Source organism: Marinomonas fungiae (assembly GCF_001418205.1).
GTDB classification, from domain to species: domain Bacteria; phylum Pseudomonadota; class Gammaproteobacteria; order Pseudomonadales; family Marinomonadaceae; genus Marinomonas; species Marinomonas fungiae.
Map to the genome: position 1 here is coordinate 1 of NZ_LIQF01000015.1, position 13,614 is coordinate 13,614.

At 45.1% G+C, this 13,614-nt stretch carries 11 protein-coding genes; all 11 read left to right on the plus strand.

What is annotated here, in order from left to right:
- Positions 1-792, plus strand: a 792-nt coding sequence (locus ASC49_RS16655) for a type II toxin-antitoxin system HipA family toxin (RefSeq protein WP_141656868.1), incomplete at its 5' end; no start/stop codon positions are given.
- A gap of 330 nt (positions 793-1,122) precedes the next feature.
- Positions 1,123-1,365, plus strand: a complete 243-nt coding sequence (locus ASC49_RS16660; protein WP_007146785.1) for a helix-turn-helix transcriptional regulator — start codon at positions 1,123-1,125, stop codon at positions 1,363-1,365.
- Positions 1,352-3,094, plus strand: a complete 1,743-nt coding sequence (locus ASC49_RS16665; protein ID WP_055464379.1) for a DUF927 domain-containing protein — start codon at positions 1,352-1,354, stop codon at positions 3,092-3,094. The genes ASC49_RS16660 and ASC49_RS16665 overlap by 14 nt, the downstream gene beginning before the upstream one ends.
- Before the next feature lie 272 nt (positions 3,095-3,366).
- Positions 3,367-3,570 carry a helix-turn-helix domain-containing protein gene (locus tag ASC49_RS16670; protein WP_033539344.1) on the plus strand — a complete coding sequence of 68 codons (204 nt, stop codon included), beginning with the start codon at positions 3,367-3,369 and terminating at the stop codon, positions 3,568-3,570.
- Between the two features lie 19 nt (positions 3,571-3,589).
- Positions 3,590-6,718 carry a type I restriction endonuclease subunit R gene (locus ASC49_RS16675; protein ID WP_072242162.1) on the plus strand — a complete coding sequence of 1,043 codons (3,129 nt, stop codon included), beginning with the start codon at positions 3,590-3,592 and terminating at the stop codon, positions 6,716-6,718.
- Between the two features lie 32 nt (positions 6,719-6,750).
- On the plus strand, positions 6,751-8,385 hold the full coding sequence (locus tag ASC49_RS16680; RefSeq protein ID WP_055464380.1) for an HsdM family class I SAM-dependent methyltransferase: 1,635 nt from the start codon (positions 6,751-6,753) through the stop codon (positions 8,383-8,385).
- The gene (locus tag ASC49_RS16685; protein WP_055464381.1) at positions 8,378-9,571 is read left to right on the plus strand and encodes a restriction endonuclease subunit S; all 1,194 of its coding nucleotides are present in this window, start codon (positions 8,378-8,380) and stop codon (positions 9,569-9,571) included. The genes ASC49_RS16680 and ASC49_RS16685 overlap by 8 nt, the downstream gene beginning before the upstream one ends.
- 41 nt (positions 9,572-9,612) lie before the next feature.
- The gene (locus ASC49_RS16690) at positions 9,613-10,968 is read left to right on the plus strand and encodes an AAA family ATPase (RefSeq protein ID WP_055464382.1); all 1,356 of its coding nucleotides are present in this window, start codon (positions 9,613-9,615) and stop codon (positions 10,966-10,968) included.
- 3 nt (positions 10,969-10,971) lie between these two features.
- Positions 10,972-11,556 carry a hypothetical protein gene (locus tag ASC49_RS16695; RefSeq protein WP_055464383.1) on the plus strand — a complete coding sequence of 195 codons (585 nt, stop codon included), beginning with the start codon at positions 10,972-10,974 and terminating at the stop codon, positions 11,554-11,556.
- A 6-nt stretch (positions 11,557-11,562) separates the two neighbouring features.
- Positions 11,563-12,105 (plus strand): hypothetical protein, encoded by a 543-nt coding sequence (locus tag ASC49_RS16700; RefSeq protein WP_055464384.1) that lies wholly within the window; start codon positions 11,563-11,565, stop codon positions 12,103-12,105.
- A gap of 740 nt (positions 12,106-12,845) precedes the next feature.
- A complete protein-coding gene (locus tag ASC49_RS16705; protein ID WP_029841376.1) occupies positions 12,846-13,406 on the plus strand; it encodes a hypothetical protein in 561 nt (186 codons plus the stop codon).
- Positions 13,407-13,614: the final 208 nt, after the last annotated feature.

The window sequence follows — 13,614 nt, forward strand, 5'->3', positions numbered from 1 at the left end:
CACGCAGCAATGCAGATTGAAAAAGACGATAACATCGACAGTGACGAGTATTACCGCTGGTTGAAAATGCTGATTTCTCCAGGCTCATCATTAGGTGGTGCAAGGCCCAAGGCTTGTGTCACAGATGAACAAGGCCACTTGTGGATTGCCAAGTTTCCCAATCTAAATGATACCCATGACGTGGGCGCATGGGAGATGGTCTGTTATGAATTGGCTCTTGCGGCAGGTGTTCACATGTTTCCAAGTGAGATCAAGCAATTTTCGTCACAGCACCATACCTTTTTAACCAAACGGTTTGACCGCGACGGTGAAAAGCGGCTGCATTTTTCATCGGCCATGACACAGCTTCAATACTATGATGGTGAACAATCTCAAGGTGCTAGCTACTTAGAGATTGCTGAATTTATTTCCAATTCTGGTGCACAAACCGCAGCCGATTTAGCTCAGTTATGGCGTCGAATCGTGTTTAATATTGCGGTGTCCAACACGGATGATCACCTGCGTAACCATGGGTTTTTATTAACAAAGAATGGCTGGAAGTTATCACCTGCTTATGATTTAAACCCGATAGTGGGTAAGCATGGCCTGCATCTGAATATTACCGATGCAGACAACGCTTTAGACTACCAGCTAGCCTTTGATGTGAAAGACTTCTTCAGACTTTCGCAAACCCAAGCCACGCAAATTTACGATGAAGTATTAATGGCGGTTAAGCAATGGCAAACCGTTGCTAAGCGGCTAGGGATCAGCCGAGCGGAGCAAGCCATGAAACAATCAGCGTTTAACGTTTAATGAGTCAGTGAAACTATATTTTCATTTTTCAGCAGATAAAGAAGTTTTAGTTTCACTTTATGCTTTGCCTCATACTCCATGTGTTTTAACACTTCGCTCATCCCTTGGGCTTTTGGGGCAGTTTGGGCAAAGCCTTAGTTCACGCCACTTAGCCACGCACTAACTCTGCCCACAGAGCATTTATTGTTTTGAGCACTATCTACAAACTGGGGCAAGTAGCTACTTGTACCCTCAGAAAGCTGCACGATCTGGGCATTTATCTGCCTACTGCGTCCGTTTAGTACTGGCAAACTCCTAACTGAACTTAACAGATCAGTGAGGAAGCAAACGATGAACCCAACTACACAATCATCCACCACATCAACACACCCAGCGCGTCAGCAGCGGATTTTGCGCTTGCCCGAGGTAAAGGCCAAAACAGGCTTTGGCCGCAGCACCATTTATGCCTTGATGGCCAACGGTGAATTTCCCCGTTCCATTCGTATTGGCGCGCGTGCGGTGGGCTGGTTAGAAAGCGATATCGACCAGTGGATTGAAACCCGCCGTATCGGTGCTGCTTATGGCCGCGGATAAACCATCAGCATCAACCCCGTTACCTGCAAGTGAGATGAATAACAGCGCGCCAACATTACCGCCAGGTTTTGCCTATAACGCGCAAAACTGGCTGGTGATGCAACCGGCAGGGCAAGATAGCCCAGTTAAAATCTGCTCTTGGTTGCAAGTGGCCGCCCGTACTCGCGATCCGCAAGGGGACAACTACGGTTATTTATTGCACTGGTTAGACGATGACAATCGCCATCGCTACTGGGCTATGCCCGCAGAACTATTGGCCGGAGATGGCAGCGAGTACCGCCGAATTCTACTCAGCCGAGGCATGCGGCTAAGCAACAGTGTCAAAGCGCGGCAGTTGCTCTCACTGTTTATTCAACAAATGGGCGAACTGGCCACGCAAAAGGCCATCAGCGTCAACTGCATTGGTTGGCATCATAACGCTTATGTGCATCCGCGCCTCACTTTTTACCCAAGCGAACACAGCAACAACCCGCGCATGGTGCTGCAAACCATGCACCCGATAGAAGGCTTTATTCAACAAGGTAGTAGCGACAGTTGGCGGCAGCACGTTGGCCGTTATTGTCTGGATAATCCGCTATTAATTGTTGGTGTCTGCGCTGCACTGGCCGCTCCATTGTTGCATTTGTGCGGGGTGGATGGTTTTGGTTTACACCTCTACGGTGCCAGCAGTACTGGCAAAACCGCGGCGCTGTATCCGGCGTTATCAGTGTGGGGCGAGCCTAATCAATTGCGCCATAGTTGGCGTGCCACGGCCAACGGTTTAGAAGGCACAGCATTAGCGCATAACGATGCCTTGCTGGCGCTCGATGAAATGGGCGAAGTTGACCCAAAAGAGGCAGGCGATGTCGCTTATATGCTTGCCAATGGCCAAGGTAAAACCCGTGCAGGCAAATACGGTGAAATGCGCTTACCCGCCCGTTGGCGTTTGGTGTTTTTATCTACTGGTGAAGTGACGCTCGAAAGCCATCTTGCCAGTATCGGCAAGCGCGTAAAAGCCGGCCAGCAAGTGCGCGTGATTGATCTCAGTGCTGATGCCGGAGCGCAAATGGGCGTGTTTAACCAGAGTCATGGTATGAATGCCGCCGATTTAGCCGATCATCTTAAACAGCAAAGTCGCCAACATTACGGCTGCTTGGCTTTGGACTGGTTACGGTATTTAACGCAGCACAGCGCACAGGTGCGACCCGTTTTCCAAAACGTACGCCAACGTTTTTTAGCCAGCTTGCCTCCCGAGGCCGACGGCCAAGTGCGTCGAGTTGCCGAAAAATTTGCCATACTGGCCAGCGCAGGCCTGTTAGCCATTCAAGCCAAAGTACTTGATTGGCCAGCTCAAAGTGTCGAAGCTGCCTGTTTAAGCCAGCTTAACCAATGGATACTCGCTCGCGGTGGTGTGGCTGCCAATGAAGACCAACAAGCGATTCGCCAAGTGCGTAGCTTTATTGAACAACATGGCGAAAGCCGCTTTACGCCCAAACAAACCGGTTACAGCAGCCAAGTACGCCAGCGCGCGGGTTGGCTTGATACTTCTGGCCCACAAACCCTTTACCTGTTTTACCCAACTGGCTGGCGTGAAGCCACCGAAGGCCTAAGTCCAGATCGCGCTGCCAAAGCACTGATGGCCGCAGGCTACCTAGTCCCTGATGGCAACCGACCACAGCGCAAAGTCAGCCTGCCCGACAACACTCGCCCACGCATGTACTGTGTTAAAGGCAGCATTTTGGATGACTAAAGAGGCGATGAATCCTATGTAGGCTTGTCGCCTTGCAGTGCACCGCCAGTCAACCTAAAGGCTGGGCGAGGTATAAAGTCCAATTCAGACAATACTGTTAGAGGCATTCCCGTGAACCGCCAGTGCACCAACAACCAGAACGGAACGAATAACAAATACGCTCAATTATTTGGTTTTAACTCAAATAAGTTGAGAATAATCATAATCGTGGTAGGGTAAGCAACAGTGAAAAATCCCCAAGTTTATGGTTAAGAAAACACCGTGGAGAGAGCATGATCCGCTGCCACCTAGCCCGATTAATGGGTGAGAGAAAAATGCGCATTAGCGACGTGATGCGAGAAACCGGCCTCAGCCGTACCACCGTCACGCTACTGTACAAAGAAACCGCGCTCAAGGTGGACTTAGAGGCATTAGATAAACTGTGCGAGTTATTTAACTGCCCTCTAAGCGATTTGCTTGAGCAGGTTCCAAATTAAAACGATTACAAGGAATGTTATGGCCTTCAATACCAAAAAATTCAATGAAGATAGCCGAGTAAAAATCCCTGCAATTCTTCATTTAATGCGTCTAGGTTATAAGTACCTATCACTTAAAGGGCAAAGCTGGGATCTCGACACTAATATCTTCCCTGACGTATTCAAAGCCGCTATCGGCAAAATTAACCCTGGTATTGAAGATGCTGAAGCTGGTCGTTTGCTAGAAGATGTTAAACTACTGCTCGATAACGAAGACCTAGGTAAAGCCTTTTTTGAGCGCCTGTCAGAACGTTCAAATACCAAGCTGATCGATTTTGAAAACTTCAATAACAATACCTTCCATGTTGTTACCGAGCTAACGTGTCAAAACGGCGATGAAGAATTCCGCCCAGATATCACATTGCTTATCAATGGTATGCCGTTAGTGTTTATCGAGGTGAAAAAGCCCAATAACCGCGAAGGCATTCTGGCCGAGCGAGACCGTATCAATAAACGCTTTCAAAACCCTAAGTTCAAGCGTTTTGCCAATATTACCCAGTTTATGATTTTCTCCAATAACATGGAGTACGACGACGGCGACCCTGAACCCGTACAAGGCGCTTTCTATGCCAGCAGTTCTTACCATAAGCCGGTATTTAATTATTTCCGCGAAGAAGAAATCTTAAACTTAACCGCCTTGCTGAAGCCGGTATCGGTTGATGACGAGCTAAAAGTCTTAAAAGACAACAATCTGGAAGTGATCCGCAGTAACCCAGAGTTCCAAACTAACAAGCAGCCTGAGCGTCCAACCAACCGCATTTGTACCTCTTTACTCAGCCGTGAACGCTTAGCCTTTATTTTGCGTTACGCATTGGCGTATGTGTCCGAGTCAGATGGACTACAAAAACACATCATGCGTTACCCGCAGTTGTTTGCCACCAAAGCTATTGAGCAAAAGCTTAGCGAAGGCGTTAAAAAAGGCATAATTTGGCACACCCAAGGCAGTGGTAAAACCGCACTAACGTTTTATAACGTACGCTTTTTAACCGACTACTTTCAACAGCAGCAGGTCATCCCTAAGTTTTACTTTATCGTTGACCGCCTAGACCTACTGCAACAAGCGCAACGCGAATTTACCGCCCGTGGTTTAACCGTGCACACCATCAACTCACGGGATGCCTTTACCCGTGACATTAAAGCCACGCAGGTGATCCATAACCATTCTGGCAAGCCAGAAATTACCGTGGTAAACATTCAAAAATTTCAAGACGACCCAGATGTAGTTAGCACCAAAGACTACAACGTCACGATACAACGCGTGTACTTTTTAGACGAAGTACACCGCAGCTATAATCCCAAGGGCAGTTTTTTGGCCAACTTGAGTCAGTCAGACAGCAACGCCATAATAATAGGCTTAACCGGTACGCCGCTATTGGGAGATGACTACAACTCACGCGCCTTGTTTGGCGACTACATTCACAAGTACTACTACAACGCGTCTATTGCCGACGGCTACACCTTGCGCTTAATTCGAGAAGAGATCAGCACCCAATACAAAATCGAATTGCAAAAAGCCCTTGAAGAAGCCGAAGTGAAAATGGGCGATGTCGATCGCAAGCTGATTTACGCCCACCCAAGCTTTGTTGAGCCCATGCTGACTTACATCGTAAACGACTTTGAAAAAAGCCGTGGCGCATTAAACGATGCAACCATTGGTGGCATGGTTATTTGCGACAGCTCAGATCAAGCCAAGCAGATGTTTGAAATCTTCAATGGCGTTTATGCCGATGCACCTATTCTGCCGCAAACATCCAATTCAAATAGCCAAGTACTCGAAGTCGCTGAGCCTGCGCCAACCAGTTATGCAGAGTCTGCTAAACAAGCACAAAAGGTAAAAAACGCGGCCCTGATTCTGCACGACATCGGCACCAAAGAAGAGCGCAAAAACTGGGTGGAAGACTTCAAAGCAGGCAAAATCGACTTTTTGTTTGTTTATAACATGCTACTCACTGGCTTTGACGCCAAACGCTTAAAAAAGCTCTACCTTGGCCGGGTGATTCGCAAGCACAACTTGCTGCAAGCGCTCACGCGAGTTAACCGAACCTACAAAGATTTTCGCTACGGTTATGTGGTGGATTTTGCTGATATTCGTAAAGAGTTTGATGCCACCAACAAGGCCTATTTCGACGAATTACAGTCAGAACTGGGCGATGAGATGGAGCACTACTCGCACCTGTTTAAATCTCAGGAAGAGATCAAGCAAGAAATCGAGCATATCAAAGACATACTGTTCCGTTTTGATACCGACAACATGGAAGAGTTCTGCAACCAGATCAGCCAAATACAAGACCGCGATACCGTACTAGCACTCAAAAAAGCCTTAGCCGATGCACGCAGCTTGTATAACTTGATCCGCTTGCAAGGTGAGTATGACTTTCTCGATGAACTGGATTTTGCCAAGCTCAATGTGCTTTACCGTGAAACCAGTAATCACTTGGATTTACTCAATCTTAAAAATGATCTAGAAAGTGGCGAAGACACCAGTAACCTGCTCAATCGCGCCTTAGAAGACGTGATCTTCAAGTTTGTAAAAATCGGCGAAGAAGAGTTGGTACTGGCCGACAAGCTGAAAAACACCCTGCGCCAAACCCGCGAAGCACTGGCTAGCAACTTTGACCAGCAAGACCCACAATTTATCAGCTTAAAAGAAGAGCTAGAGCGCCTGTTTAAGAAGAAAAACTTAAGCGAAGTCACGCAGGATGAAATGGTTGCCAACATCGACACACTGAATAAAATTCACGACCGCGTTAAAGAGCTGAACCGCCAAAACAACCAATTAAGGCAAAAATACCTCGGCGATGCCAAATACACCCGTATTCACAAGCGCTTACAAGAGCGCCAGCAAAGCCGAAGCGATATTAGCGAATCAGAACGCAAAATTTTTGAGGCATTGGCAGGCGTGAAACAAGATGCTGACGAGCAAGTGCTCAACAACAGCCAAGTGCTCGACAACGAAAGCTACTTCGAACGGCAAATGATGCCGCTGGTGATTGGCCGCTTTATGAAAGAACAGCAAATCAAACTTAACGCCGACGCCTCGCGTTACATTAACCACCTCGTCGTCGCAGAATATTTAAAAGAATTTAATACCGGCAGCCAAGCGTGGTAATGCGGTAAAATCGAATAGGAAATAAATAGAAAATGGTTGAATTAGAATTTCAGCAAAAAACCAAAACCTTAATTGATAGCTTAAAAAGCATCTGTGCCAACTATGGTTTAGGTAACGACGGTAACGAATTTAAAATCATTACCCAAACCTTTTTGTACAAGTTTTTAAACGACAAGTTTGCCTTTGAAGCGAAAAAGCTCGACGATAATATTGCCAAAGCCGATAAGTGGGAAGAAGCACTGGCAGCCATGAGCGAAGACGAGCTCGATATGCTGCAACTGCAAATGGGCGGCGATACCGCACGGTTAAAGCCGCAGCACTTTATTAGCTACCTGTTTAGCCAACAAAACGCGCCGGACTTTGCCAAACTGTTTGATGACACCTTAATCGATATCGCCATCACCAATAACGATGTATTCGCGGTAAAAACCGATGGTGGCGCAAAAGTGGTGCTGTTCGACCGCATCAGCCAATACATTGCTGACGATTCAAAACGCGACGCCTTCTGCCGCGCCATTATCAATAAACTGGTTGAGTTCAGCTTTGAGCGTATCTTCACGCAAAAATTCGACTTCTACGCCACCATCTTTGAATACCTGATCAAAGACTACAACAGCAACTCGGGCGGCAAATACGCCGAGTATTTTACCCCCCATGCGGTAGCGCGCATTATGGCGGAGATTTTAGTGCCACAAGCTGAGCGAGGTACCGTACGCAATGTTGCCTGTTACGATCCATCGGCAGGTTCGGGTACTTTGTTAATGAACGTGGCGCACGCCATTGGTGAAAACCGCTGTAGTATTTATACGCAAGATATTTCGCAAAAATCCTCGAACCTGCTGCGTTTAAACCTGATCTTAAATAACCTGGTGCACTCAATCCCCAATGTGATCCAAGGTAATACGGTGCTTCATCCTTACCATAAAGATGGCAAAGAGTTAAAACGCTTTGACTATATTGTTTCCAACCCGCCGTTTAAGCTCGATTTCAGCGACTTTAGAGATGAGCTAGACAGCAAGGAAAACAAAGAACGCTTCTTTGCTGGTATTCCTAAAGCACCGGCGAAAGCAAAAGACAAAATGGCGATCTACTCGCTGTTTTTACAACACATCATTGCCTCACTTAAACCAAACGGCAAAGCAGCAGTCGTGGTGCCAACGGGGTTTATTACCGCCCAATCCGGTATCGACAAAAAAATCCGTGAGCACTTGGTGAAAAACAAAATGCTGGCGGGTGCTGTTTCTATGCCATCCAACATCTTCGCCACCACCGGCACCAACGTATCCATTCTGTTTATCGATGCCAGCAACGATGGCGATGTAGTACTGGTGGACGCCTCCAACTTGGGCGAAAAAGTTAAAGATGGTAAAAACCAAAAAACCGTATTAACAACAGCAGAAGAACAACAAATTATTGATGTGTTTAACGCCAAAGAAACCATCGAGGATCTATCGGTAGCGGTGAGTTATGACGACATCGAAGCCAAAAACTTCAGCTTGAGTGCAGGCCAATACTTTGATGTCAAAATCGAATATGTGGATATTACCCCAGAACAGTTTGCTGAAAAGATGCAGGGCTTTACCAGCAACTTGGATAGTCTGTTTAATCAGTCTCGTGAATTGGAAACGGAGATTAAAAAGCAATTGGCGGGGTTGAAGTATGAGTGAGTATCGCCTTAAAGATTTAGTTAAAATTAAAAACGGTCGAGATCATAAAAGCCTTGCTGATGGTGTCTACCCTGTTTATGGCAGTGGTGGCTTAATGAGAATGGTGGATAGTTATCTGTATGATAAGCCGAGCATTTTACTCCCACGAAAAGGCACTCTGAATAACATTCAGTATTCAGACCAACCGTTTTGGACAGTAGATACCCTTTACTACACCGAAATTAATCAAAACAAAGTTGATGCTTATTACCTTTACTATTACTTAAAGTTGTTAGATTTAAATTCTTTATCTAGCGGTACAGGTGTGCCGAGTATGACTTTTGGTGCTTACAATGGGATTAAGGTCAAACTACCTCAACTAGATATTCAGAAGAAAATTTCGACCTTGTTGCGTGCAATCGACAAAAAAATCGAACTCAACAACCGCATCAACGCCGAACTAGAAGCCATGGCCAAAACTCTGTACGACTACTGGTTTGTACAGTTCGACTTCCCCGACGACTCACCACAAGGCCAAGGCAAACCCTACAAAACCTCTGGCGGTAAAATGGTCTACAACCCAACCCTAAAGCGGGAAATACCGGAGGGGTGGGATTGGAAACCTGTATCTTCAATAATTGAAGTAAAAGACGGAACCCATGATAGTCCGAAACCATCAGATTCGGGGCAATATTTAATTACTTCTAAACATTTGAAACCTTCGGGTATTGACTTCTCTGATGCATACCTGATTTCGCAAGAAGACTTTGATGCCGTAAACAAACGCAGCAAAGTAGACGAGGGAGATTTTCTACTGTCAATGATTGGTACTATAGGACTTTCTCAATGGGCAATGAAAATTGAAACTCCTTATGCGATAAAAAACATTGGACTATTTAAAACATCGCAAGCGCCTGAAATGGCAGACTATATATATGCTGCGGTAACATCGTTGCATGGTAAAGCATATCTTCAACAAAACCAGTCGACGGGAACGTCACAACCATATGTAACCCTTGGAACGTTAAGAAGCATTCCTATATTAATTCCCAATGAGAAAGTTTTCGAACAATTCAATGGGAAAATAAAACCCATACACAAGCTAATGTATGAAAATATCACTGAAAATCAAAAATTAGCGCAGCTCCGTGACTGGCTTCTCCCCATGCTAATGAACGGCCAAGTCACCGTTGGGGAGGCGAGTTAAAATGATAAACCTAACACCATACCGCTTAATCAGGAGGCACTATGAAATTTAACTTTGCACATTTAGGCGGTATTGATAAAGGCACCGTTGAGCTAGGTGATTTAACCGTAATCTGCGGCCCTAATAATATGGGCAAAACCTATATTAGCTATGCCATTTATGGTTTGTTGCGCCATTTTAAACAGTGGATAGATTTGTCGGTCTCCCGTGAGCGCCTTGCACAGCTGCGCGACGAAGGCACGTTATTGATTGAGTTGACTGACTATCAAGCGAAGTTAGCCGATTACCTTAAAAACGCCTCTTCGGAATTTTCTGAAAATTTGCCACGTTACTTCAATGTACCAGAAGATTTTTTTAATGGTGCTAAAGCCGAGTTTAGCCATGATCAGTTGGTATTCGACTTTACTAATGAATTTAAACAAGCCGTGAGTTTTGGGCAGTCAGAGCAGTTAAGTTTTTACAAGGCCGAAAATGAAACTGTGCTATCGGTAACTTTCCAAACCAAAAGCGGTGGCCGTGTTCCTAACCAGATTTTGGATGACGTGATTAGCAATCATATTGCTGATTGTTTGTTTGCAGATTTATTGCCGCGCCCCTTTGTGGTCACGTCAGAACGCACCGGCATTGCCTTGTTCTATAAAGAGCTGGATATCAGTAAAAATGCCATTATCGAGCATATTACCAGTGGCGATAAGGTAAATCCGATTGATCTGCTAAACAGTATGCGTTCGCGTTATGCCCAGCCAATCCACGACAATATTAACGTGGTACGCGAATACGAAAATCTGTGTAAGCGTAAGAGTTTTATCCGTGAAGAGAGCGACTGCAAACCGATTCGGGATGCGCTACAAGACTTAATGGGCGGTTCTTACAAAGCGGTTGATAAGCAAGTGATGTATATGCCAAAGAAGGAGCGTGGCCGCGATAAAGTGGCGGTGCCTGTTTATGTGGCGTCCTCTTCGATTAAGTCACTGTTTTTGATTGACCTCTACATCAACTCGCTGGCCGAGAAAAACGGCATGTTGATCATCGACGAGCCAGAGCTGAACCTGCACCCAGATAACCAGCGAAAAATGGCAGGGCTGCTAGCGCGTTTAGTGAATTCTGGCGTGAAAGTGCTGGTGACAACTCATAGCGATTATCTGATCCGCGAGCTGAACAACCGCGTGATGCTTAACCTTGATGTCGAAAACAAAGAGCAGATTATGAAATCGGCAAAAATGACCGGTTTAGACCTGCTGAAACCCGCACAAATCAAAGCTTACAGCCTAAAAGATGATCACCAGATACATGCCGTAGAAGTAGATAAGTACGGTATCAATATGGAAGTGTTCGATAACCTCATCGCCGATGCCAACGAGCTGGCCGATAAAATTTACTACGGTATCAAGGAGTGATGCATGCTGGCAGCGATGAAGGAAATCATCAATCCTGATGTGGTTATCCATTACGATACCGCCAATAAACAGTTAAAACTGAAAGAAGATGGGGCTGATAGTAAGGTGGCGACGCTATATATCGAGCATATACCCGCCGATGCACTCGCGTTTACTTTGGATTATCAGCCCAAAAGAAACAAACAGAAATTTAAACAGCTTTCACTCTATGTAAAATCGACTAATGATGTGGGTGTGAATAAAGGCTGTGACCTGATTATTTTGTGGCAAGATACCGAACAAAAACGTGCATTAGTATTCGATCTAAAATCCGATAGGCTGAAGCCTAAGGATAATCAGAAGCAACTGGATAATTCAGAGTTGTTCTTAAAATACCTACTGAGCATGGCAGAAGTCCATTACGAAATAGATGCCAACGGTATTGAAATTGATAAAGCCATCGTGACCACCAATGCCAGAAATGTACGCAAAAGAACCACATACCAGCCAAATGCTGATACGGCACAGATTGGTAATTACAAAGTTGAAAGTGTGGTGGCTAACTCTTCAAGAACGGCCAGTATTTCCTTTCGGCAGTTAACCAGGTGATGTGAGATGACACTTGGTAGCGCCTTAATAATTGTGCTAATGCAACGCTATCTAAGAGGTTTGCTTGACCCAACCGTTTCGTTACTTGAAGTTCATAAGCTTTTGTATTTTATGCAAGAAGCAGGTGAACCATTAAGATTAAAATACGAAAAAGCGCATTATGGCCCTTATGCACAAAATTTGCGGCATGTGCTCAATGCGATTGAGGGGCACTTTATCTCTGGTTATGCCGATGGTGGAGATGCACCTGAAAAAGAGTTACGGCTAGTGCCCGGTGCTATAGAAGATGCGCAGGAGTTTCTTATTCAACACCCTGACACTCGAACACGATTTGAGAAAGTGTCGCAGTTAGTCGAAGGTTTTGAGTCCCCACAAGGCTTAGAACTTTTGGCAACGGTGCATTGGTTAAGTAAACATGAGCAAGTACAAAACACCGAAGAAATTGTACAAAAGGTGCACTCATGGAATTCACGCAAACAAATGTTTACTGCAAGGCAAATTGCGATTGCAGAGCAGGTGTTAATAGATCAAAGCTGGATAACTGCATAGTTAATAAATAACGTAACTATTCGGAAATTCCGGATAGTTTATTTTTATTTTGTCTGGATCCTTTTCCCCGTCAATTCTAAAAACAGTACTCCGACAGTTCGAGTTTGTTTTTTGGCTGTGAGCCTTAGGGTTTTGCTACCGAAATGAATGTCGGTAGCAACACGTGATTCAAAATCCGTTGCCTTCGGGCGTGGCAGTTCAAGTCCGCCCACCGGTAACATACAAAGAAAGGTCGCTTTTATAGCGGCCTTTCGTCGTTTTAGGTTCTTGAAAATATTCTATTTTTCAGGTGCTTACCTCATTTTTCCTTTTCTGTTGTCACCTCTTTTTTCGCTTCATTAACCTCACTCTATCCACCTTAAAATTTCTTCCATGGTCCATCTATGGTTCATCGCATGACCGTTCTGTGCGCAAGGGAATCCCAGTAAATCCAACAAATGCTAAAAGCTGCCATCTCGCAAGCCAGTATCGTCAAGGGCTTCGAGCTGCCAGAACCATGGTACGACCATGGTGACTTTACGGTGCTATGCGGTTTTGGCTTTGCCCTTATGGAACAACTGATCGTTTCGATGGATAGTCGAAAAGTCGGTTTGAGATAGGCGGTTTTGCGGTGTGTGTTGGAAGCGCGTTGGGGTAGTACATCTACAATCAATCACACAAATGAATTAACCCCAAGTTGATATCGATATGCAACTGTGTAATCTTCTTTATAGTGGTGAACAAATGGAGCTTGACCAACTATGAAGATGATTTTCGTCGATGCTGAAAATGTAGGACTGAAGGAGCTAGAAAAAATTAACGCTTCTGTTGTTGATAAAGTCTTTGTTTTTTCTAAGTCAGATTCAGTCAAGCTTGTTTGTGAAAAGTCGTTGTACCTGTTCTTATCTGACTATCCGACAGGTCAGAACCAAGCCGATTTCTATATCATTGCATATCTGTCTAGGGTGCTACTTGCTTTAGATAAAAAGCAGTTGGGCTCTGTTCATTTTGAGCTATACAGTAACGATGAAAGCTTGATTTCAGCATTTGAGTTTCAGTGCAAGCAATTAGGCGCACCTTTTCAAAGCATCAGAACTAGAGAGAACACCGTTGTTCCAATTGTTAAGCCACAGCAGACACCTCAAAAATCTCCTGAAGACAAGCTTCTTCATGCTTTGAAGTCTCCTCGTGCTTTAGATCCTAGTTTTCAAAAGCAGCTAGGGCTGTCAAAGTCAGATTTTACCAAGGCAATCAATGAGCTTTCCAAGAATAACCAAATCAAGCGCAGTCCTCAGTCCAAGAAAAAATGGGTTAGGTGTTAGTCGGCTGACTTACCGACCTCATTAAAGAGTAATAAATGGCGGTATTCTCCATCGCTACTACTAACCATCAGTGTATGAATATCGCTGTCCTAAGCTCATTCGGTGGCTACTAGAGTACCTTCTGGTGGTAATTGTACGGGATTAGTGTCTCGGCTCTCGGTGTGCTCTGAACTATATGCTTGCGGTTGAGTTTCTATGGGAGATATGG